Origin of the sequence: Streptomyces sp. NPDC127038 (assembly GCF_042725875.1) — a bacterium.
GTDB lineage: Bacteria > Actinomycetota > Actinomycetes > Streptomycetales > Streptomycetaceae > Streptomyces.
Map to the genome: position 1 here is coordinate 16,093 of NZ_JBHXDQ010000001.1, position 26,764 is coordinate 42,856.

Sequence of the window (26,764 nt, forward strand, 5' to 3'; positions counted from 1 at the left end):
GAGGGCGAGTCTCCCATGATCCGCTCCCGCACGGCCCGCCCGGTCACGGCCGGCTGGACCCGGCCGGGGCAGTCCCCCGGGCTACCCGGCGGGTTCCGGCGGGAAGCCACTGGCGCGGAGCGTGAGGTTCAGCCGGCCCCTCAGCCCCAACTCCGGTGGCGCCGTGCCCGCGTACACCTTCGGCACCCCGTGGAACGCGAGCCGTGACGGGCCGCCGAACACGAAGAGGTCTCCGCTGCGCAGCTCGATGTCGGTGTACGGCCGTGCGCGGGACTCCGTGTTCCCGAACCGGAAGACGCAGGTGTCGCCCAGGCTCAGCGACACGACCGGGGCGCCGCACGATTCGTCGCTGTCACGGTGCATGCCCATACGGGCCTCGGCGTCGTAGAAGTTGATCAGCGCGACGTCGTAGGCGGCGGACGGATCCGCGTCGAGCACGTCGGCGCCGAGGGCGTCCGTGACCGCTTCACGGGCCAGCCTGCCGAGCCGCTCGGGGAAGGGTTTCACCGGCGCTCCGTCGCCGTCGACCACGGTCCGCGCGTAGCCGTACGGGTACCAGTGCCAGCCCAGACACACCTGCCGGGCGGTCATCGTGCCGCCGCCGGGGGTGCGGACGGTGCGCAGGCCCGCGGGCGGGCGGGCCCAGTCGCGGCACTCCTCCAGGAGCCGCCGCTGACCTGCCGCGTCGAGCCGGTCCGGGAGGTGCACGGCGCCGGGGGCGATCTCCGTCCTGCCGCGCGGGAACAGCTCCGCGTCCATCGACATGCCCCCATCCTCGCGCATCCAGGGCGTCCCGGTCCCTTAGCCTTGACCCACGATGAACGACCGGATGACGACACCCTGGGGCGAGTACGAACTCGCCCGCTTCCCCGAGGACCCCCGCGAGCGGCTGCGCGCCTGGGACGCCGCCGACACGTATCTGCTGCGGCACCTCGCGGAGAGCGGCACCCCGCTGACGGGCTCGGTCGTGATCGTCGGTGACCGGTGGGGCGCCCTGACGACGGCACTGTGGGAGCGGCGGCCCACGCAGATCACCGACTCCCACCTGGCGCGGGAGGCGACCCGGGCCAATCTGGCGCGGGCAGGCGCCGAGGAGTCCGGGGTGCGGCTCCTGACGACCCAGGACCCGCCGCCCGAGCGGGTCGACGTGCTGCTCGTGCGGGTGCCGAAGAGCCTCGCCCTGCTGGAGGACCAGCTGCACCGGCTGGCGCCCGGCGTCCACGAGGGGACCGTCGTCGTCGGCACGGGGATGGTCAAGGAGATCCACACCTCGACGCTGCACCTCTTCGAGCGGATCCTCGGTCCGACCCGCACCTCGCTCGCGGAGAAGAAGGCCCGGCTGATCTTCTGCACCCCGCTCCAGGGGATCGCCCGCAAGGCGAACCCCTGGCCGTACAGCTATCAGCTGCCCGAGGACGTGGGCCCGGTCTCCGGACGCACGGTCGTCAACCACGCGGGCGTCTTCTGCGCCGACCGCCTCGACATCGGCACCCGTTTCTTCCTGGCGCATCTGCCGCGCAGCCGGGGCGCCGAGCGGGTCGTGGACCTGGGCTGCGGCAACGGCGTGCTCGGTACGGCCATCGCGCTGGCCAATCCGGAGGCCGAGGTGCTGTTCGCCGACGAGTCGTTCCAGGCGGTGGCCTCGGCGGAGGCGACCTACGGGGCGAACGCCGGCGGAAGCGCGGAGTTCCGGGTCGCCGACGGGCTGGAGGGGGTCCCGTCCGGGAGCGTCGACCTGGTCCTGAACAATCCGCCGTTCCACTCCCACCAGGCGACGACGGACACGACCGCGTGGCGCATGTTCTCGGACGCCCGGCGCGCGCTGCGGCCGGGCGGCGAGCTGTGGGTGATCGGCAACCGGCACCTCGGCTACCACCTGAAACTGCGCCGTCTCTTCGGCAACAGCGAGGTGGTCGCGGGCGACGCCAAGTTCGTGATCCTGCGGGCCGTGAAGAAGGACGCGGGGCGCTAGTCCGGCTGTCGCAGAAGGGGCTGTCTCCTCACCGGGGACAGATTCCATACACTTTTTGATCACCCCTGGACACCTGCGTATACGTCCGTAGAGTGATGTCGATCACCAATGACAACTGGGGGACTCATGTCGCGCCGCGCTGTGGTCATCGGCGGGAGCGTGGCCGGCATGCTCGCCGCCGCTGCCCTGTTCCGCTCCATGGACGAGGTCATCGTCCTGGAGCGCGACGAACTGCCCGACAGACCGGCGCCGCGCAAGCGGCTCCCCCAGGCACGGCACGCCCACATCCTGCTGCCCAGCGGACGCGACGCGATCCGGGAGCTGCTCCCGGTGGCGAACGTGCACGGACGCCTGCTCGCCTCCGGGGCCCACGAGCAGTCCATGACCGACATGCTGGGTTTCGGGCCGCAGGGCTGGTACCGGCGCTGGCCAACCGTGACCGACGATCTGACGGTCACCTGCTGCACCCGTGACCTGTTCGACTGGACCCTGCGGGAGGCGGTGCTGGGCACCACCCCCGTGGTGGTCCGCCGCGCCGAGGCGCTGGGCCTGCTGGGCACCGACGCGCGCGTGACCGGTGTACGTGTCCTCGCCGAGGGCCTGGAGGAGGACCTGCGGGCCGATCTCGTCGTCGACGCGAGCGGACGCGGATCCCGGGTCGAGCACTGGCTCGAAGGGCTCGGCGTCACGGACGTCCCCACCGACGAGGTCGACTCGGGGCTCGTCTGCGCCAGCCGGATCTTCCAGGTCCCGCGGGGCGCGGAGGACTTCCCGCTGACCCAGATCGAGGCGGACCCGACGGCTTCCCGTCCGGGGCGTTCCGGGACCCTCGTCCCGATCGAGGGCGGCCGCTGGCTGGTCACGCTTGCGGGCACCCGCGGCGCCGAGCCCACGACCCACCCCGACGCGTTCACCGACTTCGCCTTCCGGCTGCGCCACCCGCTCATCGGCCAGCTCGTCTCGGCCGCCGAACCGCTCGGCGAGGTGTCCGTCTCCCACAGCACCCGCAACAGGCGCCGCGACTTCGAGAAGGCGGCGATGCCCGAGGGCCTGGTCGTGCTCGGTGACGCCGTCGCCGTCTTCAATCCCGTCCACGGCCAGGGCATGTCCGTCGCGGCCCTGGGCGCCCTGGCCCTCAGCCGGCAGCTGCGGCAGACCGACGTCACCGCCCCGGGATTCGCCCGCGCCGTACAGCGCGCGGCCGCCAGATCCGTGTCCGCCGCCTACGCGATCAGCACGTCCCAGGACCAGTGGTTCCCGGAGGTCGTCGGCAGGGCTCCGACGCTCGTGGACCGGGTTCTCAGCCACTACATGGGCCGACTGGCGCGCGTGGCCACGACCTCGTACTCCGTGTCCGCGGCCAGGTCGAAGGTCGCGACCCTCCAGGCCGAGCCGAGCCGCCTCCTGAACACCGAACTGCTGGTGGCGGCCCTGAAGGGGCCCGTCATGGAGCCACTGGCGGGGCCGCCGCTGACCTTCGAGGAGAGCGCGTTCGTCGACTCCATGGGGCCGCTCGCGGTGTGAGCCGAGGGCTGCCCTGCTCGCCGTGCGGGCGGCGAGCCCGACCCTGGTGGGACGCCGTGCGGTGGCCGGTCAGGACAGCTGTCGTACCGCGGTCCTCCTGGACTGGATCGCGGCATCGACGATCGGGGTGCGCACCGCCTTGGACAGGCTCAGCAACGACGGCTGGCCGGTGTCCAGCGACCGCGAACCGCCGGCCGGTCTGCGCGCGCGGGCGCTGACCGAGACGACCACGTCGACGTCCCCGACCGTGATGCCGATGGTGCCGGTCTCCGCCACGGGAGTGGGCGTCTCGGCGAGAGCGGCCACGGCGACCATCGCGGCCAGCCCGATCACCTCGGCGTCGGCGGCCGAGGACCCGGCCGCCAGCGCCTCCCGGTACGCGCGGCTGCGGACCTGGTCGTCCAGCTGCCCGGAGAGCCGCTTGAGACCGTCCCTGATGGCGGTCTCCCGTGTGGTGAGCCGCAGTTCGACGTCGCCGATCATCCGCCACGAGAGCGCCGTGACACAGCGCCGGCGGCTGGAGGGCCCGGCGAGCAGACGGAACAGCGGCCGCAGCCGCACGAACGTGACGGCCGAGTCGACGCGCGGGCCGACGAGCGGAAGGATGTACCCGGCCGAGGCCAGACACGAGCCGACGGCCACCAGCGGTGCGACGCTGGTGCTGAGGCTGTCCCAGCGATGTCCGAGCCAATGGGCGGTCAGCGCCACGCACTTGACGATGCCGTAGGCGCTGGTGAACAGCCAGCCCAGCACGAGCAGGGCAAGCGAGCCCCGGGTCCAGCTCCTGACCTTCGGGATCCAGCTCCAGCACAGCAGGGTCGTCGTCACCGCGGCCACCATGTGCGCCATCAGGTACAGCACGATCATCTCGCGGATGAACGGCGTCGAGGCGTAGTAGGTGTCGAAGTCGGCCCGGCGTTCGACCGGCGCGTGCCCCAGCGAGAACAGCACGCCCTCGGCGGCGATCACTCCGAGGTAGCTGAACAGCCAGGCCCGGGAGGTGCGCCGCACCTGGACGGGGTCGCTGCCCCGCCAGTGGACGATGAGGATGAGCGAGGCCGCGCCGAACGCGGTCACCGCTCCGTAGGTCAGCGGCGCCGCCATGTTGGGGATGCCCGTCAGTCTGTTGACGAGAATCACGGTGGGCGGGGCGCCGAGGACGAAGCAGAGTCCCGACAGCAGGATCACGGCGCAGAACGACCGCTTGAGCGGGTCCTTCCGGTTGCGGCGCAGGTCGGGCAGCTGCGCGGCGAGTCCCATCCAGAGGACCGCCGCGGCCAGATAGTAGATCAGCCCGTTCACATCGGGCCCAGGGGTGTACGGGGGCGCGGTGCCCGGTGCGCACCGGGGCGCGAACCGCTTCCGGACGCCGCCCCGTGCACCGGGGCGTACACGCCCTCGTCAGGCGCCGGCCTATGGATACCAGCCAGAAGTTGACCGCTCAAGGCCTTCTCCGTCTCGCGCCCGGTCCGGCGTCGGCCCTGCCCCGAAAACACCGCAAACCCCTGCTCCCCGCGTTCATGAGGCATCCGGACGCGTGCCCGAGTGGCCTCCGGGGCGGAAGGTTCGTCCGCGAGCCCGCCGTTCCCTTTCGGCCTCCTCATAGGTGTTCACCCTAGCCACCTTCGCGCCCGCTCGAACTGTCGTCGGTGCAAAAGCACATACGTGGAAAAGGAGTTCCGGACAGCGGCCGTGCTCTGCGCGCGGTCGCTTGGGGCGCATATCCGGCCGTAGCGGTATCTGGAAGGCGACGCGGAACGGACCGCCGTCACCCCCGCAGGACGCCGATGAGCCTCTCCACGGTCCGTGCCATCGCCTCCCGCCCCACGCCCAGATACTTCCGCGAGTCCACGGCTTCGGGGCTGGCGGTGAGGAACTCCCGGATGGCGCCGGTCATCGCGAGGTTGAGCGCGGTGCCGATGTTGACCTTGGCGATACCGCCCCGGACGGCGGCCCGCAGTTCTTCGTCGGGCACCCCGGAGGAGCCGTGCAGGACGAGGGGGACCCCGAGCGAGGCGGACAGGCGCTTGAGCAGGTCGTGGTCGAGGGCCGCGGTCCGGGTCGTCATCGCGTGCGAGCTGCCGATCGCCACGGCGAGCGCGTCCACACCGGAGTCGGCCACGAATCCGCGGGCCTCCATGGGGTCGGTACGGGCGCCGGGAGCGTGCGCGTCCCTCGGCGGCTCGCCGTTCTTGCCGCCGATCTCCCCCAACTCGGCCTCGATCCAGAGACCTTGGGCGTGGGCCCAGTCCGCGGCGGCGCGCGTCGCGGCGAGGTTCTCCTCGTACGGCAGGTGCGAGGCGTCGTACATGACGGAACTGAACCCGGCACCGGGCGCCTGGCGCAGCAGGCCGTCGCTCTGTACGTGGTCCAGGTGCAACGCGACGGGCACCGAGGCCCGTTCGGCGGCCGCCGTCGCCGCGCGGGCCAGCGGAAGCAGCCGGCCGTGGCGGAACTTGACCGCGTTCTCGCTGACTTGGAGCACGACGGGCGCCCCGGCGGACTCCGCCCCCGCTATGACGGCCTCGATGTGTTCCAGGGTGATGACGTTGAACGCGGCGACGGCGGTACGGGGGTGAGGGGGCCGGGCGTCCGTGGTCCCGGCCTGCGCGGTCCGGGCGACCAGCTCACCGGTTGCTGCGAGGGGCACAACTCCTCCTGCTCCATGAGGGATCGGGCCGGCTGTACGGCTCCGGCGGCTCGGCGACGGGCGGTCCGGCGGCTTCAGTGGCCGAGGATCACCGAGCGGGTGAGGTGGCGGGGCCGGTCGGGATCCAGGCCCCGGGCCGCGGCGACGGCGACGGCCAGGCGCTGGGCGCGGACGAGTTCGGCGAGCGGGTCGAGGCCGCCGTCCACCCACAGCCCGCCGGTCCCCCGGACCTGTTCGGCCAGCCCTTCGGGTGCCTCGCCGAGCATCCAGGTGGCGGTGCCGGCGGTCGTGATGCTGATGGGGCCGTGCCGGTACTCCATCGCCGGGTAGGCCTCGGTCCAGGCGAGGGACGCCTCCCGCATCTTGAGGCCGGCCTCGTTGGCGAGACCGACGGTCCAGCCGCGGCCCAGGAAGGTGAACTGCGAGCAGTCGACGAGCCCTTCGGGCAGCGGGGTGTCCAGCGCGGTGCGCGCGTCGGCGACCACGCCGTCGTCGTGCAGGCCGAGGTGGGCACGGAGCAGGGTGAGCGCGGTCGTCGCGAACCGGGTCTGCACGACGGAGCGTTCGTCGGCGAAGCCGAGCACGACGACCTCGTCCGCCGACTTCATGACGGGTGTGTCCGGATCGGCGGTGACGGCGGTCGTACGGGTGCGTCCGCGCAGCCGTCCCAGCAGCGCGAGCACCTCGGTGGTCGTCCCTGACCGCGTGAGGGCGACCACGCGATCGTAGGAACGGCCGGCGGGGAACTCCGATGCGGCGAAGGCGTCGGTCTCCCCCTGTCCGGACTCCTCGCGGAGCACGGCCGCGGCCTGGGCCATGAAGAACGAGGTGCCGCACCCCACGATCGCGACGCGCTCCCCGGCCGCCGGCAGCGCGGCCGCGTGGGCCGCCGCCTCGTCCGCGGCCCGGATCCAGCACTCGGGCTGGCTGCTCAGCTCTTCCTCGACATACGTCACGCCGTACCCCTCCCACGGATGCTCGTTTCTGCAAGATATAGCGAGCTTTCGAGCAGAATCAAGCATTCCAGCTGAGGCGGGGTGCGTTAAGGTCGCGGTGGGACGAGGAACGGAGGGCGCTGATGTCGCGGGACGCCCGATGGAAGGCGCTGCTGGAACTGCTCCTGGAGCAGGGCCGGCTCGACGTCGAGGAAGCCGCGGCGCGGCTGGAGGTCTCGGCGGCGACGATCCGGCGCGACTTCGACCAGCTCGCCGAGCAGCAGATGCTCGTACGCACCCGGGGCGGAGCCGTGGTGCACGGCGTCTCCTACGAACTCCCCCTGCGCTACAAGACCGCCCGGCACGCCACGGAGAAGCAGCGCGTCGCGAAGGCGGTGGCCGGCCTGATCACCCCCGGGGAGGCGGTGGGCCTCACCGGCGGCACCACGACGACCGAGGTCGCCCGCGCTCTCGCCGTGCGCCCCGACCTGACCTCGGGCTCCCCCGCGCTGACCGTGGTCACGAACGCGCTGAACATCGCGAACGAGCTCGCCGTGCGCCCCCAGTTCAAGATCGTGCTGACCGGCGGGGTCGCCCGGCCGCAGTCGTACGAGCTGATCGGACCGCTGGCCGACGGCGTGCTCAAGCAGGTCACCCTGGACGTCGCGGTGCTCGGCGTGGTCGCGTTCGACGCGGCGCACGGGGCCGCCGCCCACGACGAGGCCGAGGCGGCGGTCAACCGCCTGCTCTGCGAGCGGGCCGAGCGCGTGATCGTCGCGGCCGACTCCAGCAAACTGGGACAGCGCGCGTTCGCCCGCATCTGCGCGGCCGAGTCGGTGGACACGCTCGTCACGGACACGGCGGCGGCACCCGAGACGATCGAGCGGTTCGAGGAGGCGGGGGTCGCGGTCATCACCGTATGACCACGCCTACCGGCACCCCCACACCCCTGCCCGCCACCACACGCGACGCCCGCACCCCTCATCGACTCCGGCACCCCTCACCGAGTCACGCGGCCTCACCGAGTCGCGCCGTGTGGGACATCCGCACCCGCACCGACCTGCACCGCCCGCGCACGCCGCTCCGTCCGCGCCGGCGCACGACCGCACGCTCACGCGCGTACGCCGACGCTCGCACGCCCCCGTACGGGCGCCCGCGGAGACCCGCCCGCCGACGCGGCGAAGCCCCTCCCCGCGCACAAATGGACACCGCATGAACGATCAGAATCCGGGTCCGGTTACCATATGAGCGCCACCTAGCTCGAAAGATGGATTCTGTGACTGTCAACGACGACGCGTTCACCAACTGGAAGACCCGCGAAGAGATCGCGGAGTCGATGATCCCCATCATCGGGAGGCTGCACCGGGAGCAGGACGTCACCGTCCTCCTGCACAGCCGCTCCCTCGTGAACAAGTCGGTGGTGAGCATCCTCAAGACCCACCGCTTCGCCCGGCAGATCGCCGGCGAGGAGCTGTCGGTCACGGACACGCTGCCGTTCCTCCAGGCGCTCACCACGCTCGACCTCGGCCCGTCCCAGATCGACATCGGCATGCTCGCCGCGACCTACCAGGCCGACGACCGCGGACTGTCCGTCGAGGAGTTCACCGCCGAGGCCGTTTCCGGCGCCACCGGCGAGAACAAGATCGAGCGCCGCGAGGGCCGCGACGTCGTCCTCTACGGCTTCGGCCGCATCGGCCGCCTGCTGGCCCGGCTGCTCATCGAGAAGACCGGCTCCGGCAACGGCCTGCGCCTGCGCGCCATCGTCGTGCGCCAGGGCGGCGACCAGGACATCGTCAAGCGCGCCTCGCTGCTGCGCCGCGACTCCATCCACGGTCAGTTCCAGGGCACGATCACGGTCGACGAGGCGAACAGCACGATCGTCGCCAATGGCAACGAGATCAAGGTCATCTACGCCAACGACCCCTCCGAGATCGACTACACGGCGTACGGCATCAAGGACGCCATCCTCGTCGACAACACCGGCAAGTGGCGCGACCGCGAGGGCCTCTCGAAGCACCTGCGCCCCGGGATCGACAAGGTCGTCCTCACGGCGCCGGGCAAGGGCGACGTCCCGAACATCGTGCACGGCGTCAACCACGACACGATCAAGCCGGACGAGCAGATCCTGTCCTGCGCCTCCTGCACGACGAACGCGATCGTGCCGCCGCTCAAGGCGATGGCCGAGGAGTACGGCGTTCTGCGCGGCCACGTGGAGACCGTCCACTCGTTCACCAACGACCAGAACCTGCTGGACAACTACCACAGCTCCGACCGCCGCGGCCGCTCCGCGCCGCTCAACATGGTCATCACCGAGACGGGTGCCGCCTCCGCGGTCGCCAAGGCGCTGCCGGACCTCAAGGCTCCCATCACCGGCAGCTCGATCCGTGTCCCCGTGCCGGACGTCTCGATCGCGATCCTCAGCCTGCGTCTGGGCCGCGCGACCACCCGCGAGGAAGTCCTCGACTACCTCCGCAACGTCTCGCTGACCTCGCCGCTCAAGCGCCAGATCGACTTCATCAGCGCCCCCGACGCGGTGTCCAGCGACTTCATCGGCTCGCGCCACGCCTCGATCGTCGACGCCGGTGCCACCAAGGTCGAGGACGACAACGCGATCCTCTACCTCTGGTACGACAACGAGTTCGGCTACTCCTGCCAGGTCATCCGTGTCGTCCAGCACGTCTCCGGGGTGGAGTACCCGACCTACCCGGCTCCGGCGGTCTGAGCCGACCAGTACAGCCGCGGCCACCGCCGCACGCAGCCGTATCCGCTCACCGTTCGCCGCCCGGGCAGCCGGGACGGCGGGCGGTGACCGGCCGGGGGGCGACATGGGATCCCGCAGTACGGGGACTCCGGTCGCCCCTTGTCCGTGTGCCCTCCACCCGCTCCCACCAGCGCGTTCGTGCGGCCGCGCCTCGCGGATCCGGGCCCGCCGCCTCCCTTGCCCCGATCGTGGGAGCCGTCTAACGTGAGTTTGTGCCACTGATAAACAAAACGGCTCCGCACAACGTCGTGACGGACCGCTCCCTGACCCGACTCCGTATCGTCCTCACCGCCTTCTTCGCCCTCGACGGCTTCGTCTTCGCCGGCTGGGTCGTCCGGATCCCCGCCATCAAGCACCAGACCGGTGCCTCCTCCGGCGCCCTCGGCCTCGCGCTGCTCGGTGTCTCCGCCGGAGCCGTGATCACCATGATGCTGACGGGACGGCTGTGCCGCCGCTTCGGCAGTCACCCGGTGACCGTGGCCTGCGCCGTACTGATGTCCCTGAGCGTCGTCCTGCCCCCGCACGCCCACTCGGTGCCTGTCCTCGGACTGGTCCTGCTGCTCTTCGGGGCGGCGTACGGCGGCGCCAACGTCGCCATGAACAGCGCGGCCGTCGATCTGGTGGCCGCGCTGCGACGCCCGGTCATGCCGAGCTTCCACGCCGCCTACAGCCTCGGCGGCATGCTCGGTGCGGGTCTCGGTGGCCTGATCGCCGGACACCTGTCACCCGCGCGCCATCTGTTCGCGATCGCCGTCATCGGACTGCTCGTGGCCGGTGTCGCCGGACGCGCCCTGCTCCGCGAGGAGGTCCCCCCGTCGCCGGACCGGTCCCGGCGCGAAGGACCCGCCAGGAAGCCGGTCGTGGAGGCTCGCGCCGTCCGCGGCCTGGTGGTGGTCTTCGGGCTGATCGCGCTGTGCACCGCCTACGGCGAGGGCGCGCTCGCGGACTGGGGCGCGCTGCATCTGGAGCAGGACCTGTCCGCGCACCCGGGCACGGCGGCCGCCGGGTACTCCTGCTTCGCCCTCGCCATGACGATCGGCCGCCTGAGCGGGACGACACTGCTCGAACGGCTGGGCCGGACCCGCACGTTGGTCGTGGGCGGCACGACGGCCTCGCTCGGGATGCTCCTCGGTTCACTCGCGCCCTCCGTCTGGGCGGCGCTCCTCGGATTCGCCGTCACCGGACTCGGCCTCGCCAACATCTTCCCCGTGGCGATCGAGCGCGCCGGGGCGCTCGCCGGAGCGAGCGGGGTCGCCATCGCCTCCACCCTCGGGTACGGCGGCCTGCTCCTCGGGCCGCCCGCGATCGGGTTCATGGCCGACTGGTACTCCCTGCCGACAGCCCTCACCAGCGTGGCCGTACTGGCCGCCACGGCCGCCCTGATCGGCTTCGCGACGCGACGCGCCGCCGTGGGATGACAGGCCATCAGGCACACTCGGCGGCATGGAGATTCGGGAATTCGTGGAAGTGCTGGACAGAGAGGGCCGTTCGCTGGCCTCGGCCGCGGAGAAGGCGGGCGTGGACGCCGACGTCGCGACCTGCCCCGGCTGGCAGGTGAGGGACCTGGTCCGGCACACGGGCATGGTCCACCGCTGGGCCACGGCGTTCGTCGCCGAGGGACACACCTCGTACCACCCCGACGGCGGCCTGCCGGACCTGGACCACGACGCCTTGCTGACCTGGTTCCGCGACGGGCACCGGCGGCTCGTGGACACGCTGGCCGGGGCCTCGCCGGACGTCGCGTGCTGGAGTTTCCTGCCGGCGCCCTCTCCCCTCGCCTTCTGGGCGCGCAGGCAGGCGCACGAGACCACCGTGCACCGGGTGGACGCCGAGTCCGCGCTCGGCGGTGAACCCGGCGTCGTCCCGCCGGACTTCGCGGCCGACGGGATCGACGAGCTGCTGCTCGGATTCCACGGGCGCGACAGGAGCAGGGTCCGCACCGAGGAACCCCGGGTCCTGCGCGTGCGTGCCACGGACCGCCCGGACGCGGTGTGGACCGTACGACTGTCCTCGGCACCCCCGCTTGGCCGTCGCGGCGGGGACGCCCACGCGGACTCGACGGGTGAACCCGAGTCCATGGACTGCGAGTTGGCGGGATCCGCCGAGCAGCTGTACCTGGCCCTGTGGAACCGGGCGCCGTTCCCGGACGTGACGGGGGACACCTCGCTCGCCGCCCTGTGGCGGGAGAAGTCCGCGATCAGCTGGAGCTGAGCCTCGTTCGGACAGGGGGCCTCCGGGACGGCCGAACAGGCCCGACCGGAGGCCCGGTCAGCCCTCGGGCGTCCGCGGACCGCCCGACAGCATCCGGGCCAGGACCGCGCGCTGTAACGGCAGTACCTCACTGTGCAGTTCACGCCCCGCCGGCGTGACACACACACGAACACCCCGCCGGTCCTCGGTACACATCCCCCGCGTGACGAGGCCGTCCTTCTCCAGCCGTCCGATCAGCCGGGACAGGGCGCTCTGGCTGAGGTGGACCCGCTCGGAGATCTCCTGGACCCGGAAGCTCGGACCGCCGTCTCCCGCGCCGCCCGCCGCCAGCACGTCGAGGACCTCGAAGTCACTGGCCCCCAAACCATGCGGATGCAGCTCGCGGTCCAGCTCGCAGAGAGTGCGGGCATGCACGGTCAGAATGTCGCGCCACCGATCCACGAGCCCACGCTCGACATGCTCCCCCACCATCCCCGCACCGTAGCAAAGAGACAACTTCGCTGCATCGGCATGAAATGCGCCGGGATCGAAGGGGCCCCGCGACGCGCGCTCGCAGCGGGGTTCTTGCTCTGCAGGGAGGGCGACTGTTGACTCGGACCATGAACAACAACGGGGAAACCACGACGAGTTACCACAGCCCGGGGACGGGGGCATCAGACATGGGCCGCGCCCAGGCGCGGCGGGACGCCGTCACCGTCGAGATCGGATACGCACTGGCCAGCGCGGCGTTCGTCGCGGCGGTCGCCTTCGGTGTCGTCACCGGGCCCGCCCTCGTCCTGCACCTGCCCGCCGCAGTCGTGCACGCGCTCGTGGCCGTGGGGGCCGCCCTGGCCACCGCACTGTTCGCGCTCCGAGTGGCCACCGTCCTGTACCGCTTCCACCAGGGGCCCGTAGGGCCTCAGCCCAGCCAGCCCGGGCGGACCAGGCCCGACTCGTAGGCGAGCACGACCAGTTGGGCGCGGTCGCGGGCTCCGAGTTTCACCATGGTCCGGCTGACGTGGGTCTTGGCCGTGAGGGGGCTGACGACGAGACGGCGGGCGATCTCGTCGTTGGAGAGCCCGATGCCGACGAGTGCCATCACCTCCCTTTCCCGGTCGGTGAGTTCGCTCAGCGACGCCGCCGACTCGGGCACCTTGGAGCGGGCCGCGAACTCGGAGATGAGCCGGCGCGTCACTCCTGGCGACAGGAGGGCGTCGCCCTCGACCACCGCTCTCACCGCGCGCAGCAGTTCGTCGGGCTCGGTGTCCTTGACCAGGAAGCCCGAAGCGCCGGAGCGGATGGCCTCGAAGACGTACTCGTCCAGCTCGAACGTGGTCAGCATGACCACCTTCACGCCCCCGAGTTCCGTGTCGCCGGTGATCCGGCGGGTGGCGGCGAGTCCGTCCAGCACGGGCATCCGGATGTCCATCAGGACGACGTCCGGGCGCAGTTCACGGACCGCGCGCACCGCGTCCTCACCGTCGACGGCCTCCCCGGCCACCTCGATGTCCGGCTGCGCGTCGAGCAGTGCCTTGAATCCGGCCCGGACCAACGCCTGGTCGTCGGCGAGCAGTACGCGGATCACCGGTTGTCCTCCTTGGCCTTCCAGGGCAGTACGGCCAGCACCCGGAACCCTCCGTCCTCACGCGGACCCGCCTCGATCGTGCCACCCAGCGCGGCGGCCCGCTCCCGCATCCCGGCGAGCCCGTTGCCGCTTCCGCCGGCCTCGGCGCCGGTGGCCGGACCGTCGTCGTCGATCCGCAGCCTCAGTACGCCCCGCTCGTGCTCGAACCGCACCCGCGCCCGCCGCGAGCCCGAATGCCGTACGACGTTGGTGAGCGCCTCCTGGACGATCCGGAACGCGGCGAGGTCAGCGCCGGGGGCCGGCGCCGGAGCCTCGCCCTCGATCTCGACCGTGAGGCCGGCGCTCGCGGCCTGCTCGACCAGCTCGGGGAGCCGGTCGAGCCCGGGTGCGGGCGCGCGGGGCGCCTCCCCGGGTGCCCGCAGGGTGTCGAGGACCTGCCGGACCTCGCCGAGCGCCTCCTTGCTGGCCGCCTTGATGGTGGTGAGCGCCGTACGCGCCTGTTCGGGGTCGGAGTCCAGGAGCGCGAGACCCACACCGGCCTGGACGTTGATCACCGAGATGCTGTGCGCCAGTACGTCGTGCAGCTCGCGGGCGATCCGCAGCCGTTCCTCGTCGGCGCGCCGCCGGGCCGCCTGCGCGCGCTCGGCCCTCTCGCGCCCCCACTGCTCACGTCGAACGCGGATCAGCTCCGACAGGGCCACGACCGCCACGACCCATGCGGCGATGGCGATCTCCTGCGTCCAGGAAGGAGGGCGGTCGCCGGCCGGGGGCAGCCTGCGGTACAGCCAGTGGGCGACCAGGAGATGTCCCGCCCACAACAGCCCGACCGCCGTCCAGGCCGCCCGGCGGTGACCGGCGAGCACGGCGCTGATGCAGGCCACGGCCACGGGAAGGAAGACGGGCCCGTAGGGATATCCGGCGGCCACGTAGACCAGGGTCACGGCGGCCGTGCCGAACACGACGAACACGGGATACCGCTGCCGCCAGAGCAGCAGGCCGGAGCCCACCAGGAGCAGCGCCCGGGAGAAGGGGTCCAGGGCGAGCCGGTCACCGTGCTGGGCGTGGGCGGCGAAGCCGGAGCCGACGAGCACGAAGACGGTGAGCAGCAGCGTGGAACGCCACGGCCAGCGCGCGCGGTGCCCGTCCTCGTTCCAGCGGTCCCAGCCGGGCGGCCCGTGCCGCCACCGCGACGGACCGCCGTCCCACGCGGGCGCCGCGGGTCTGTGCTGCTCTTCCATGGCCGTCACGCTAGACGTCCGGCCGCGGCGGCGGCGTCCGCCGGGCGAGGTGATCACCCGTACTCCCCACGGAGTACGACACCGCGGACCGTGCATCGCGCAGCGCCGACGCCGATCACCGCCGGACCACTCCGGCCCCTGGCGTACTACGCGGAGGTAGACCCCGTGTCGGGTCCGGCGGCGGGGCGGGCAACGCGTCCGGCGGCGGACCTGGCCGCTGCTGAGGCTGGGGCTGGGGCTGGGGCTCCAGCGGACCTCTCGCCCGGCGCCGGATAGACCAGCCCCACATCGTGTGCCAGCCGCGCCGCCGCATGCCGGAAGAACGGCTCACGGTCCTCGACCACCCGGTTGAACTGGCCGAACAGCTCGAACCCGATCAGCCCGTAGAGCTGTGCCCACGCGGCCACCAGCCCCACGACCACCTCGGGCGGCAGATCGGGTGCGAGATCGGCGGCCATGCGCAGCGCCTCGGGCTTCAGCGCGTCGGGCAGCGGCGTACGGGCCAGGCCCTTGCCCCGGTGGGCGTCCCGGACGATCCCGACCAGGAGCAGGGCGACCCGGGACGCGGCCGGAACGGTCTCCTGCGGCGCGACGTACCCGGGGACGGGCGAGCCATAGATGAGCGCGTACTCGTGCGGATGGTCCAGCGCCCAGCGCCGCGCCGCAGCGCACACGGTGATCCAACGCTCCCGGGGTCCGGCGGCGGCCACTTCGGCGTGCGCCGACTCGGCAGCCTCGCCGAGGGAGTCGTAGGCGTCGATGATGAGCGCGGTCAGCAGGTCGTCCCGGCTGGGGAAGTAGCGGTAGAGGGCGGAGGAGACCATCCCCAGCTCACGCGCCACGGCCCGCAGCGACAGTTTGGCCGCGCCTTCCGCGGCGAGCTGTCTGCGCGCCTCGTCCTTGATGGCCGCGGTGACCTCGATCCTGGCTCGGGCACGTGCCCCTCGCGCGGTAGTCATACGCAGCAGTGTCCCACGTTTTCAGAGCAGTGCACACAAACGAGAGCGGTGATCCGAAAGCGGATCGACGATCTGGAAGCAGATCGGTGCTCTGAAGTGGGATCGGCGGCGCCCCGGAGGGGGATCAGCGCTCTGGAGCGAGAGCGGCGACCCTGAGGAGCGGGAACGGTGACCTGGAGCAGGAGCGGCGACCCTGAGGAGCGGGAACGGTGACCTGGAGCAGGAGCGGCGACCTGGAGCAGGAGCAGTGATCCGAAGCGGAAGCGGCGACCCGGAAGAAGATCGGCGCTCCGGAGCGGAATCGGTGCTCCAGACGACATCGGCGCTCCGACAAGCGCTCGGCCCGCTGCCCCGACAGACACCTGACGGACACCCGACGAGCACAAATGAGAGCAGCGCACAAATTCGAGAGCACTGCTCTTGCATTGGATCACCGATCCGGTGCAGACTCTTCTCAAGCGAGAGCAGTGCTCACGAAACGGATCGCCGCTCTCCCAGCAAGCTTCACGACTCGCACGCCCCACGCACCGAACGCACCACGCACCTCACCCATCGAACGCCCCGCGCGTCTCACGCATCCCGAGAGGTAACCGTGTCCACTCACGTCCAGAAGCCCGGCTGGTTCACCATCAACGTCTTCAACCGCGCCGTCGCCTGGATGACCAGGCGCGGTCTGAGCGTCTGGGGCTCGCGGGTCCTGGCCGTCCGCGGCCGCAAGAGCGGCGAATGGCGGACGACGCCGGTCAATCTGCTCACCGTGGACGGCGAGCAGTACCTGCTCGCGCCCCGTGGCCATGTCCAGTGGACGCACAACATGCGGGCGGCCGGCGGGGGCGAGCTGCGCCTCGGCAAGAAGGTCGACACCTTCACGGCCGTGGAGGTCGCCGACGACGACAAGGTCCCGCTGCTGCGTGCCTACCTCAAGCGCTGGAAGGCGGAGGTCGGCGTGTTCTTCGGCGGCGTCGGCCCCGACTCGCCCGACGAGGAACTGCGCCGCATCGCTCCCGACCACCCGGTCTTCCGGATCACGGTCGAGAGCTGACACCGGCGACACCCTCCCGGACCCCCGGACCGGCCAGTCCCCCGCCACGTCACACGCCTTGGCCCCCCAGCCCCAGCCCCAGCCCCAGCCCCAGCCCCCACGGGCGTCGGCCCGCAGGCTCAGTCCTCCGCCACCTCGGCAGCCTGGGGCCGGCGGTCGAGGGCGGTCAGGGCGCGTCCGACCGTCGGGTGGTTCCGGATGATCTCCCCGAGCGTGGTGGAACCGCGGGTGATCCCGGTGAAGGCCTTCCACACGGGGCGCAGGCCGGTGAGGCCGGCGTGGAACATGCCGGGACGCCGTTCGAAGGCCCCGAGCAGGCGCTTGCCGACGCTCATCTCGACGCCGAGCCCCGCCTTGATGGCGAAGGCGTAGTTCAGTGCCTGCCGCCGGGCGTCCACCGCGTCGTGCGCCTCGGCGATGCGGACCGCCCACTCGCCCGCGAGCCGACCGGAACGCAGCGCGAAGGAGATGCCCTCACGGGTCCAGGGTTCCAGCAGTCCCGCCGCGTCGCCGCAGACGAGGACCCGGCCACGGGACAGCGGCGAGTCGTCGGCGCGGCAGCGCGTCAAGTGGCCCGAGGAAATGGCCGGTTCGAAGCCCGCGAGGCCGAGCCGGGCGATGAAGTCCTCCAAGTACCGCTTGGTGGCCGCGCCTTCGCCGCGCGCGGAGATCACACCGACGGTGAGCGTGTCCCCCTTGGGGAACACCCATCCGTAACTGCCGGGCATGGGGCCCCAGTCGATGAGGACACGGCCGCGCCAGTCCTCGGCGACCGTCTCCGGCACCGGGATCTCGGCCTCCAGGCCGAGATCGACCTGGTCGAGCTTCACCCCGACGTGCGCTCCTATCCGGCTGGCGCTGCCGTCGGCGCCGACCACCGCCCGCGCCAGGACGGTCTCGCCGCCCTGGAGGACCACGGCGACCGTGCGCCGGTCCGGTACCGCCGAACCGTGCTGCTCGACGCGGGAGACCATGGCGCCCGTACGCAGTTCGGCGCCCGCCTTCTGCGCGAACTCGACCAGCTGCTGGTCGAACTCGGGACGGTTGATCAGCCCGAACAGCATGTGCCGGGACCGCCGCGTACGGGCGAACCTGCCGTCCATCGAGAAGGTGACCGCGTTCACCCGATCCTTGAACGGCAGTTCGAAGCCCGGAGGCAGGGCGTCGCGGGAGGGGCCGATGATGCCGCCGCCGCACGTTTTGTAGCGGGGCAGTTCGGCTTTCTCCAGCAGCAGGACGCTGCGTCCCGCGACCGCTGCCGCGTAGGCGGCCGAGGCGCCCGCCGGCCCCGCGCCGACGACCACGACGTCCCACACCTGCTGTTCGTCGTCCGCCGCACGTCGCTCGTCGTCCGCCGAAGAGTTCTCGCTGCTCACGTTGGTCTACTGCTCCCAGTCCAGCCGTCTGCCGCACCTGTCCCCAGCATCCTACGGCGGGCGTCACCGCAGGCCGCTGTGGGAGGATCTGCAACGGATGCGTCCTGTACACCAGTCCGCATCACTCGATCATCTGTACACAGAAGTACAACGTCGCACCTACAAGGAGCGTGCCCATGTCGTCGAATCCGGTCGCCGAGACCGTCGCCTCGCTCATGCCCCGCGCGAAGGCGGAACTCGCCGAGCTGGTGGCCTTCAAGTCGGTGGCGGACTTCGACCAGTATCCGAGGAGCGAGAGCGAGGGCGCCGCGAACTGGATCGCGGACGCGCTGCGCTCCGAGGGATTCCAGGACGTGGCACTGCTCGACACCCCGGACGGCACGCAGTCGGTGTACGGCTACCTGCCGGGCCCCGAGGGCGCGAAGACGGTCCTGCTGTACGCGCACTACGACGTGCAGCCGCCCCTGGACGAAGCCGCCTGGACGACACCGCCGTTCGAGCTGGTGGAGCGCGACGGGCGCTGGTACGGACGCGGCAGCGCCGACTGCAAGGGCGGTGTCGTCATGCATCTGCTCGCGCTGCGTGCCCTGAAGGCGAACGGCGGCGTCCCGGTGCACGTCAAGGTCATCGTCGAGGGCTCCGAGGAGCAGGGCACCGGCGGTCTGGAGCGGTACGCCGAGGCGCACCCCGAGCTGCTGACCGCCGACACCATCGTCATCGGCGACGCCGGCAACTTCCGCGCGGGTCTGCCGACGGTCACCGCGACCCTGCGCGGCATGACCCTCGTACGGGTGCAAGTGAACACCCTCGAAGGGAACCTGCACTCCGGGCAGTTCGGCGGTGCCGCGCCCGACGCGCTGGCCGCGCTGATCCGCGTCCTGGACTCGCTGCGGGCCAAGGACGGTTCGACGACCGTGGACGGTCTGTCGGGCGAGGCCGCTTGGGACGGGCTCCAGTACGAGGAGCAGGCGTTCCGTGAGGACGCCAAGGTGCTCGACGGGGTGGAGCTGATCGGTTCCGGCACGGTCGCCGACCGGGTCTGGGCGCGGCCGGCCGTCACGGTGCTCGGGATCGACTGTCCGCCGGTCGTCGGCGCCACGCCGTCGGTTCAGGCCGGCGCCCGTGCGCTGATCAGCCTGCGCGTGCCGCCGGGCGTCGACGCGGTCGAGGCGACGAAGCTGCTGGAGGCGCACATCGAGGCGCACACGCCGTGGGGTGCGCGGGTGAGCACCGAGCGCATCGGCCAGGGCCAGGCGTTCCGCGCGGACACCTCCAGCCCGGCGTACGCGTCGATGGCCGAGGCCATGGCGGTCGCCTACCCCGGCCAGGAGATGCAGTCGGCGGGCATGGGCGGCTCGATCCCGCTGTGCAACACGCTGGCCTCGCTGTACCCCGAGACGGAGATCCTGCTCATCGGCCTGAGCGAGCCGGAGGCGCAGATCCACGCGGTCAACGAGAGCGTCTCGCCGGACGAGCTGGAGCGGCTGTCGGTCGCGGAGGCACTGTTCCTGCGGAACTACGCCGCGAGCTGATCGCCCCCTGACGCGGCAAGGGCCCTCACCTGACAGGCGAGGGCCCTTGCCAGTTCCATGGGCGTGGCCAGTCGTTCCCCGGGCATGCCGGTCGTTCATGGGCATGGCCGGTGGTTGTCCCGTGGCCCGTGGTTCAGGGGCGGCGGGAATCCCCCGCCGTCATCGAGCCACGGGGGCCGTACAGAGCGGCCGACGGGGTCCCTACGGGCACGCGACGGGGTCCGTACGGGCACGGCGCGCGGGTCCGCACCGGGCAGCCGCCGCAGGTCCGTACCGGGCGGCCGAACAAAGTACGCGCAGGGGCGGTGTCAGCCGAGCGGCACTCCGGCCTCCAGGTACAGCGCCGCCCCGCGCTCGCGGGCCCGCAAGGCCCAGCGGAGCCGTTCGTAGCGCACGGGCGGGAGCAGGTCCGCCGCCTCCTGCTCGGTGACGAAGCGCCAGCCGCGCAGTTCCGGCCCCGGGAGCAGGAGCCCGCTGACGGCCTGTTCGTCGAGGCGGCCGCCGTCGAAGAGGAGCCGCAGTCCGCCGTATCCGGGCGGTGCGGGCGTCTCCCAGTCGACGACGAGGAGCGAGGGAACCTCGTCGAGGGTGATGCCGGTCTCCTCGGTGACCTCGCGCATCCCGGCGCGGGCGGGGGCCTCGCCGGCCTCCACGACCCCGCCGGGGAACTCCCAGCCCGCCTTGTACGTGGGGTCGACGAGCAGGACCCGGTCGTTCTCGTCGAAGAGGAGCACTCCGGAGGCGACGGTCTCCGCGGTGGGTTCGGGAGTCTGCACGATGTCGCACACGGGCGCCTCCCCCGTGCGTACGGCCTCGGCGACGCGCAGTGCGGCTTCGTACGGTGTGAGCGCGCCGGTGTCCACGGGGTGGGCGTCCGAGACCAGCCAGGGGAGCGCGGCGCGGTACGGCTCGATGTGGTCGTAGGACCACTGGCGCACCCGCATCTCGCCGTCGGGCAGGTCCGGGGGCACCTCCCGTCTGGCTATTCGCTCCCGCAGGATCGTTTCCGCCGGGGCGAGGAGGACATGGCGTACGGGGATCCGGCGCGCCGCGAGCCCGCCGAAGATCTCGTCGCGGTACTCCTGCCGCAGCAGGGTCATGGGGACGACGAGGACCCCGCCGAGCTCGGCGAGCATGGCGGCCGCGGTGTCGACCACGAGCCGGCGCCAGATCGGCAGATCCTGGAAGTCGCCGACCTCGGCGAGGTGCTTGGCCGGCAGCAGTTGCGTGAGTGTGCCCCCGATGATCTCGGGGTCGAAGAGCGTGCTGTTCGGGATCAGGTCGATCAGTTCCCGTGCGGTGGTGGTCTTCCCCGCACCGAACGCACCGTTGATCCAGAGGATCACGATTCCCCCTCTTCTGTTGGCCCCCTGAGGCTTGCCCGCTCCACCCTGCCACGGAAACCAGCCGCTGATGAGGGCGCGGTCCCGGCGGCCACGAGGGTCCGGACACGGCGGCGCCGGTGTCCCGGGGCGGGGACACCGGCGCGGCGCGGCGGTCCTTCAGCTGTTCTGGCCGCCGAGGGCGCCCTCGTCGACCGCCAGGTTGTCGGTGCCGACGGTGTGATCGACCTTGCTGAGCGTGTCGTTGACGTTCAGGTCGTTCAGGGTGTCCCCGCTCAGGGCGTGGGACGGGGTGATCGCCGCGACGACGAACCCGGTGGCGAGGGAGGCGATGGCGAGCATGCTGCGCTTCTTCATGCCCGGTTCAACTACGAAGCCCGGACGGGGTCACGGGTGCGGCGGACACGTTCATCCCGATATCGCCGCCCGGTGTCCCCGCTCCGTCAGACGTCTCCGTCCGACGCCCCCAACCGACATCTCCGACCGATGGCTCCGTCCGGCAAAGTGAAGGACGCCCCGCACCGGACGTCACGCGGCCGCGCAGGCGCCCCACGTTCGGCATCCGACACCAGGCGTCAGATCTCCGACCTCGAACGCCCAGCCGCCGACCCGCAGCCCCAGCCCTCAGCCCTCAACCCGCAGTCCTCAGCCTCAGCCCTCAGCCCCCAACACTTCACGCTCAGACCCGAGCCCCAGCCGCCTGCGACCTCCGGGTCAGTGCGGCCGCGGCCGCGCCCACCAGCCCGGCGTCGGTGCCCATCAGGGCCGGCGTCACGGTCAGCCGCTGGACGAAGGAGAGCGTGGCGTAGTCGGCCAGCGCCCGGCGCAGCGGCGCGAAGAGGACGTCGCCCGCCTTGGCCACTCCCCCGCCGATCACGGCGATGTCGATCTCGACCAGGGTCGCGGTCGCGGCGATGCCCGCCGCGAGGGCCTGCGCGGCTCGCTCGAAGGAGGCGACGGCGACCGGGTCACCGGCGCGGGCGGCCTCGGCGACCGCCGCGGCGGAGGTGTCGCCGTCGGGGCCGGGGAGCCAGCCCGCCTCCAGCGCGCGGCGGGCGATGTTCGGTCCGCTGGCGATGCGCTCGACACAGCCGCGGGAGCCGCAGGGGCAGAGGTCGCCGTCCAGGTCGACGCTGATGTGCCCGATGTGGCCGGCGTTTCCGGTGGGGCCCGCGTGCAGCTGTCCGTTCAGGACGAGTCCGCCGCCGACGCCGGTGGACACCACCATGCAGAGCGCGTTGTCGTGGCCGCGGGCGGCGCCCTGCCAGTGTTCGGCGGCGGTGATGGCCACGCCGTCGCCGATCAGCTCGACGGGCAGACCACCGGCGGCGGCGGAGACCCGCTCGACCAGCGGGTAGCCCCGCCAGCCGGGGACGTTCACCGGGCTCACCGTGCCGGCGGAGGCGTCCACCGGACCTGCGCTGCCGATCCCCAGGGCTCCGGCCCTGCTCCACAGCGGGGAGACAGTGAGCTCACCGATGACGTCCTCGACGGCGCGCATCACGGTGCCGCCGTCCTCCTGGGCGGGCGTCGGACGCTGCGCGCGCAGGAGAATCCGGCCGTGGCCGTCCACCAGCGCTCCGGCGATCTTGGTGCCGCCGATGTCGAGCGCGGCCACTAGGTCGGTGTGCATCAGAGTCAGGTCTCCCATGGGGTGTCGTGACGGGCCGGCAGCGCCGCGGGTCCGGCTCCTCCGGCCGGGAACGGGCAGGAGCGGGCCCCGTCGTACGCCGCGCGGAGTACGCCGACGGACCACCGGGACCGTGCGCCCTGGGGAAGGCGCAGGCCGGAGATTGCGGTGGACAGTGTCTCCCGCATCTGACAACGTTGTCCAGGCTCTATGCTCGACGCCACATCCTCATACAACCCCATGGACCTACGCATCACCGTGGACGACAGGACAGGACAGCACATCGTGGCCGAGACCGCCCGCCGATCCGACAACCGCTACGGAAACCGTCCGACCATGAAGGACGTCGCGGCGCGTGCGGGAGTCGGTCTCAAGACGGTCTCCCGTGTGGTCAACAGCGAGCCGGGGGTCACTCCCGACACCGAGCGGCGGGTCCAGGAGGCCATCGAGGCGCTGGGCTTCCGCCGCAACGACAGTGCCCGGGTGCTGCGCAAGGGCCGTACCGCGAGCATCGGGCTGGTCCTGGAGGATCTCGCGGACCCGTTCTACGGGCCGCTGAGCCGCGCGGTCGAGGAAGTGGCGCGGGCGCACGGGGCGCTGCTGATCAACGGTTCCAGCGCGGAGGACCCGGACCGCGAGCAGGAACTGGTCCTCGCTCTGTGCGCGCGCCGCGTGGACGGGCTGGTCGTGATCCCGGCGGGCGACGACCACCGCTATCTGGAGCCGGAGATCAAGGCGGGCGTCGCCACCGTGTTCGTGGACCGTCCGGCCGGGCGGATCGACGCCGACGTCGTCCTGTCGGACAGTTTCGGCGGCGCCCGGGACGGTGTGGCCCATCTGATCGCCCACGGCCACCGCCGGATCGGTTTCATCGGCGACATGCCGCGCATCCACACCTCGGCCGAGCGGCTGCGCGGTTACCGGGCCGCCATGGAGGACGCGGGGATACCGGTCGAGGACGGCTGGATGTCCCTCGGGGTCACCGATCCGCAGCGGGTGCGCAAGGCGGCCGAGGCGATGCTCTCCGGGCCCTCGCCCGTGACGGCGGTGTTCGCGGGCAACAACCGCGTCACCGTGACCGTCGTCCGCGTGATCGCCGAGTGCGGCCGCGCCGTCGCCCTGGTCGGCTTCGACGACTTCGAGCTGGCCGACCTGCTGGAGCCGGGAGTCACCGTGGTCGCCCAGGACGCCGCCGCCCTGGGCCGCACCGCCGCGGAACGCCTCTTCAACCAGCTCGACGGCAACCTCATCGCCCCCGAACGCATCGAACTCCCGACCCGCCTGATCACCCGGGGCTCCGGAGAACTGCCGCCGGCGGAGTGAGCCACGGCCGCACCGGCCCGCGTCGGCTCGGGACGCCCGGCCGCCCCGCCAGGGCCTCGGCGCCTCCGAGACCCCGAAGGCGCACAGGCGTCACCAGGATGTGAAGGGCCGCGGCCCGGACCGCGTGCTACCGCCCCGACCCCGTCAGATCCCCCCGGCGCGGTCTCGCGAAGGTTTCCAGTTCGTGGCGGGTCAGGCCCGAGGTGCGGGAGACCTCCGCGGTGTCCAGGGCGCCGCAGTCCAGGCCGCGCAGGAGGTAGCCGCTGAGGGCCTTGGCCGTGGCGGGTTCGTCCAGGACGTCGCCGGGGGCGTGGCCCGCGTAGCGGGAGAGGCGGGCCGCGGCCTGTTCGTAGCCCTCGCGGTAGAAGGCGAAGACGGCGGCGTAGCGGGTGGGGATGTGGGCGGGGTGCATGTCCCAGCCCTGGTAGTAGGCGCGGGCCAGGGCGCGGCGGGTGAGGCCGTAGTGCAGGCGCCAGGCGTCGTGGACCTTCTCGGTGGGGCCGACGGGGAGGACGTTGGTGGAGCCGTCGGACAGGCGGACGCCGGTGCCGGCGGCGGCGACCTGCATGACGGCCTTGGCGTGGTCGGCGGCCGGGTGGTCGCTGGACTGGTGGGCGGCGGAGACGCCGAGGCAGGCGCTGTAGTCGAAGGTGCCGTAGTGCAGTCCGGTGGCGCGGCCCTCGGCGGCCTGGATCATCCGGGCGACGGTGGCCGTGCCGTCGGCGGCGAGGACGGCCTGGCTGGTCTCGATCTGGATCTCGAAGCCGAGGCGGCCGGGCTCCAGGCCGCGGGCCTTCTCGAACTCCTCCAGGAGGCGGACCATCGCGGTGACCTGTTCGGCGTAGGTGACCTTGGGCAGGGTGAGGACGAGGCCGTCCGGCAGGCCGCCCGCCTCCATCAGGCCGGTCAGGAAGACGTCGAGGGTGCGGATGCCCCGGTCGCGGACCGGTGCCTCCAGGCATTTCATGCGGATGCCCATGTACGGGGCCGCGGTGCCGTCGGCGTACGCCTCGGCGATCAGGCGGGCCGCGCGGGCCGCCGCCTCGTCCTCCTCGGCGTCGGGGCGCGGGCCGTAGCCGTCCTCGAAGTCGACGCGCAGGTCCTCGACGGGTTCGCGTTCCAGCTTGGCGCGGACGCGGTCGTACACGGGCCCGGCGAGGTCGTCGGCCAGGCCGAGGACGGCGGCGAAGGAGGCGGCGTCGGGGGCGTGTTCGTCGAGGGCGGCGAGGGCGCGGTCGCCCCAGGCGCGGACGGTTCCGGCGGCGAACGTGTCCGCGGGGACGTACACGGTGTGGACGGGCTGGCGGGTCCCGGGGTCTCCTGGGTAGCGGCGCTCCAGTTCGGCGTCGACGGGGGCGAGGAAGGCGCCGACCGTTTCGGTGACGGCGCCCGGCAGGCTCGTCGCCACCTTCTCCTGCTGACCCTGACCCATTCTGCATCCTCCGGTTTTCCGCAGTACGGAATCAACAATCTGTTGAATGAAGTTATCCGGCGAGCTTCCCACGGGTCAACACCCCGTGGACCACGGGACACTGCGCGCCCGGGCCGGGTGTCGAGGTGCACCGGGCGTCGGTCGACACGCTCCCGCTGCACGGCCGGTTCCCGGGCGACCGTCCGCCCGTACGGCGTCACCGACCCTGGGACGAACGAAGGCCCCCGCGACCTGTTCCGGTCGCGGGGGCCTCGTACGGCACTGGGGTGATCAGCCCTTGCGGGCCTTGATCTCCTCGGTGAGCTGCGGGACCACGTCGAAGAGGTCGCCGACCACTCCGTAGTCGACCAGGTCGAAGATGGGCGCCTCGGCGTCCTTGTTGATCGCGACGATCGTCTTCGAGGTCTGCATTCCGGCGCGGTGCTGGATGGCACCGGAGATGCCGGAGGCGATGTAGAGCTGCGGCGAGACCGACTTGCCGGTCTGGCCGACCTGGTTGGTGTGCGGGTACCAGCCGGCGTCGACCGCGGCGCGCGAGGCGCCCACGGCGGCACCGAGCGAGTCGGCGAGGTTCTCGATGATCGAGAAGTTCTCGGCGCCGTTGACGCCACGGCCGCCGGAGACCACGATCGCGGCCTCGGTCAGCTCCGGGCGGCCGGTCGACTCGCGCGGGGTGCGCGCGGTGACCTTGGTGCCGGTGGCCTTGTCGGAGAAGGTGACCGCGAGGGCCTCGACGGCGCCGGCGGCCGGGGCGGCCTCCACGGCGGCCGAGTTCGGCTTGACCGTGATGACCGGGGTGCCCTTGGCGACACGGGACTTGGTGGTGAAGGAGGCGGCGAACGCGGACTGCGTGGCCACCGGACCCTCGTCACCGGCCTCCAGGTCGGTGGCGTCGGTGATGATGCCCGAGCCGATGCGGACCGCGAGGCGGGCCGCGATCTCCTTGCCCTCGGCGGAGGACGGGACGAGCACGGCGGCCGGGGAGACGGCCTCGTACGCGGCCTGGAGCGCGTCCACCTTCGGCACGACCAGGTAGTCGGCGTACTCGGCGGCGTCGTGCGTGAGGACCTTGACCGCGCCGTGCTCGGCGAGCGCGGCGGCGGTGTTCTCGGCACCGGAGCCGAGGGCGACGGCGACGGGCTCGCCGATGCGGCGGGCCAGCGTCAGCAGTTCGAGGGTGGGCTTGCGGACGGCACCGTCCACGTGGTCGACGTAGACGAGAACTTCAGCCATGGGAATGCTCTCCTGCGGATTGCGAAGTCTGAGGGGCGG

General features: G+C 72.0%; 24 protein-coding genes. 10 read left to right on the top strand and 14 right to left on the bottom strand.

All coding sequences use genetic code 11. From position 1 onward, the window contains the following. Window positions 1–81: 81 nt before the first annotated feature. Window positions 82–759, bottom strand: a complete 678-nt coding sequence (locus ACFWI4_RS00075; RefSeq protein WP_387189571.1) for an alpha-ketoglutarate-dependent dioxygenase AlkB family protein — start codon at window positions 757–759, stop codon at window positions 82–84. 58 nt (window positions 760–817) lie between these two features. On the opposite strand from ACFWI4_RS00075, the gene ACFWI4_RS00080 reads away from it, so the two are divergent. Beyond that, window positions 818–1,972 (top strand): methyltransferase, encoded by a 1,155-nt coding sequence (locus tag ACFWI4_RS00080; protein WP_387189271.1) that lies wholly within the window; start codon window positions 818–820, stop codon window positions 1,970–1,972. A 126-nt stretch (window positions 1,973–2,098) separates the two neighbouring features. After that, window positions 2,099–3,496, top strand: a complete 1,398-nt coding sequence (locus ACFWI4_RS00085) for an FAD-dependent oxidoreductase (RefSeq protein WP_387189272.1) — start codon at window positions 2,099–2,101, stop codon at window positions 3,494–3,496. Window positions 3,497–3,565: 69 nt separating this feature from the next. Here ACFWI4_RS00085 and ACFWI4_RS00090 read toward each other — a convergent pair whose 3' ends face one another. The 3 genes from ACFWI4_RS00090 to ACFWI4_RS00100 all read right to left on the bottom strand — a co-directional run bounded on the left by ACFWI4_RS00090 (window position 3,566) and on the right by ACFWI4_RS00100 (window position 7,102). Beyond that, window positions 3,566–4,798, bottom strand: a complete 1,233-nt coding sequence (locus ACFWI4_RS00090) for a DUF6545 domain-containing protein (RefSeq protein WP_387189273.1) — start codon at window positions 4,796–4,798, stop codon at window positions 3,566–3,568. Between the two features lie 466 nt (window positions 4,799–5,264). Beyond that, on the bottom strand, window positions 5,265–6,146 hold the full coding sequence (locus tag ACFWI4_RS00095; protein WP_387189274.1) for a ketose-bisphosphate aldolase: 882 nt from the start codon (window positions 6,144–6,146) through the stop codon (window positions 5,265–5,267). Between the two features lie 74 nt (window positions 6,147–6,220). Next, window positions 6,221–7,102, bottom strand: coding sequence for an SIS domain-containing protein (locus tag ACFWI4_RS00100; RefSeq protein ID WP_387189275.1), 882 nt, complete (start codon window positions 7,100–7,102; stop codon window positions 6,221–6,223). Window positions 7,103–7,224: 122 nt separating this feature from the next. On the opposite strand from ACFWI4_RS00100, the gene ACFWI4_RS00105 reads away from it, so the two are divergent. The 4 genes from ACFWI4_RS00105 (at window position 7,225) to ACFWI4_RS00120 (ending at window position 12,053) form a co-directional block, all read left to right on the top strand. Next, window positions 7,225–8,004, top strand: coding sequence for a DeoR/GlpR family DNA-binding transcription regulator (locus ACFWI4_RS00105; RefSeq protein ID WP_387189276.1), 780 nt, complete (start codon window positions 7,225–7,227; stop codon window positions 8,002–8,004). Between the two features lie 353 nt (window positions 8,005–8,357). Then, entirely contained in the window at window positions 8,358–9,803 is a 1,446-nt protein-coding gene (locus ACFWI4_RS00110) for a glyceraldehyde-3-phosphate dehydrogenase (protein ID WP_385399147.1), read from the top strand. Between the two features lie 287 nt (window positions 9,804–10,090). Next, window positions 10,091–11,260, top strand: coding sequence for an MFS transporter (locus ACFWI4_RS00115; protein ID WP_387189574.1), 1,170 nt, complete (start codon window positions 10,091–10,093; stop codon window positions 11,258–11,260). 25 nt (window positions 11,261–11,285) lie between these two features. Then, window positions 11,286–12,053, top strand: a complete 768-nt coding sequence (locus tag ACFWI4_RS00120; RefSeq protein WP_387189277.1) for a maleylpyruvate isomerase family mycothiol-dependent enzyme — start codon at window positions 11,286–11,288, stop codon at window positions 12,051–12,053. A 57-nt stretch (window positions 12,054–12,110) separates the two neighbouring features. Here ACFWI4_RS00120 and ACFWI4_RS00125 read toward each other — a convergent pair whose 3' ends face one another. Beyond that, entirely contained in the window at window positions 12,111–12,524 is a 414-nt protein-coding gene (locus tag ACFWI4_RS00125) for a MarR family winged helix-turn-helix transcriptional regulator (protein WP_387189278.1), read from the bottom strand. Window positions 12,525–12,712: 188 nt separating this feature from the next. Between ACFWI4_RS00125 and ACFWI4_RS00130 the strand changes: the two genes are divergently transcribed. Beyond that, window positions 12,713–12,991, top strand: a complete 279-nt coding sequence (locus tag ACFWI4_RS00130; RefSeq protein ID WP_387189576.1) for a DUF6332 family protein — start codon at window positions 12,713–12,715, stop codon at window positions 12,989–12,991. Here ACFWI4_RS00130 and ACFWI4_RS00135 read toward each other — a convergent pair. From ACFWI4_RS00135 to ACFWI4_RS00145, 3 genes are all read right to left on the bottom strand, one after another. Then, window positions 12,952–13,617 carry a response regulator gene (locus ACFWI4_RS00135; protein ID WP_387189280.1) on the bottom strand — a complete coding sequence of 222 codons (666 nt, stop codon included), beginning with the start codon at window positions 13,615–13,617 and terminating at the stop codon, window positions 12,952–12,954. The genes ACFWI4_RS00130 and ACFWI4_RS00135 overlap by 40 nt on opposite strands. After that, the gene (locus ACFWI4_RS00140; protein ID WP_387189282.1) at window positions 13,614–14,855 is read right to left on the bottom strand and encodes a sensor histidine kinase; all 1,242 of its coding nucleotides are present in this window, start codon (window positions 14,853–14,855) and stop codon (window positions 13,614–13,616) included. Before ACFWI4_RS00140 ends, ACFWI4_RS00135 begins: the two co-directional genes overlap by 4 nt. Window positions 14,856–15,001: 146 nt before the next feature. Continuing rightward, the gene (locus ACFWI4_RS00145) at window positions 15,002–15,814 is read right to left on the bottom strand and encodes a TetR/AcrR family transcriptional regulator (RefSeq protein ID WP_387189284.1); all 813 of its coding nucleotides are present in this window, start codon (window positions 15,812–15,814) and stop codon (window positions 15,002–15,004) included. Between the two features lie 592 nt (window positions 15,815–16,406). On the opposite strand from ACFWI4_RS00145, the gene ACFWI4_RS00150 reads away from it, so the two are divergent. After that, on the top strand, window positions 16,407–16,856 hold the full coding sequence (locus ACFWI4_RS00150; protein WP_387189286.1) for a nitroreductase family deazaflavin-dependent oxidoreductase: 450 nt from the start codon (window positions 16,407–16,409) through the stop codon (window positions 16,854–16,856). Between the two features lie 119 nt (window positions 16,857–16,975). Here ACFWI4_RS00150 and ACFWI4_RS00155 read toward each other — a convergent pair whose 3' ends face one another. After that, window positions 16,976–18,232, bottom strand: a complete 1,257-nt coding sequence (locus ACFWI4_RS00155; RefSeq protein WP_387189288.1) for a geranylgeranyl reductase family protein — start codon at window positions 18,230–18,232, stop codon at window positions 16,976–16,978. 176 nt (window positions 18,233–18,408) lie between these two features. Between ACFWI4_RS00155 and ACFWI4_RS00160 the strand changes: the two genes are divergently transcribed. Further along, a complete protein-coding gene (locus ACFWI4_RS00160; RefSeq protein WP_387189290.1) occupies window positions 18,409–19,764 on the top strand; it encodes a dipeptidase in 1,356 nt (451 codons plus the stop codon). 308 nt (window positions 19,765–20,072) lie between these two features. Here ACFWI4_RS00160 and ACFWI4_RS00165 read toward each other — a convergent pair whose 3' ends face one another. The 3 genes from ACFWI4_RS00165 to ACFWI4_RS00175 form a co-directional block, all read right to left on the bottom strand. Further along, window positions 20,073–21,113, bottom strand: a complete 1,041-nt coding sequence (locus tag ACFWI4_RS00165) for an NUDIX domain-containing protein (protein ID WP_387189578.1) — start codon at window positions 21,111–21,113, stop codon at window positions 20,073–20,075. A gap of 153 nt (window positions 21,114–21,266) precedes the next feature. After that, window positions 21,267–21,464, bottom strand: coding sequence for a hypothetical protein (locus ACFWI4_RS00170; RefSeq protein WP_385395680.1), 198 nt, complete (start codon window positions 21,462–21,464; stop codon window positions 21,267–21,269). 322 nt (window positions 21,465–21,786) lie between these two features. After that, on the bottom strand, window positions 21,787–22,740 hold the full coding sequence (locus tag ACFWI4_RS00175; RefSeq protein WP_387189580.1) for an ROK family protein: 954 nt from the start codon (window positions 22,738–22,740) through the stop codon (window positions 21,787–21,789). Between the two features lie 237 nt (window positions 22,741–22,977). Between ACFWI4_RS00175 and ACFWI4_RS00180 the strand changes: the two genes are divergently transcribed. Further along, window positions 22,978–24,060, top strand: a complete 1,083-nt coding sequence (locus ACFWI4_RS00180; RefSeq protein WP_385395683.1) for a LacI family DNA-binding transcriptional regulator — start codon at window positions 22,978–22,980, stop codon at window positions 24,058–24,060. 127 nt (window positions 24,061–24,187) lie between these two features. On the opposite strand, the gene ACFWI4_RS00185 is transcribed toward ACFWI4_RS00180, so the two are convergent. Then, window positions 24,188–25,492, bottom strand: coding sequence for a DUF6986 family protein (locus ACFWI4_RS00185; protein WP_387189291.1), 1,305 nt, complete (start codon window positions 25,490–25,492; stop codon window positions 24,188–24,190). A gap of 270 nt (window positions 25,493–25,762) precedes the next feature. Continuing rightward, window positions 25,763–26,725 (bottom strand): electron transfer flavoprotein subunit alpha/FixB family protein, encoded by a 963-nt coding sequence (locus ACFWI4_RS00190; RefSeq protein WP_385395691.1) that lies wholly within the window; start codon window positions 26,723–26,725, stop codon window positions 25,763–25,765. Window positions 26,726–26,764: the final 39 nt, after the last annotated feature.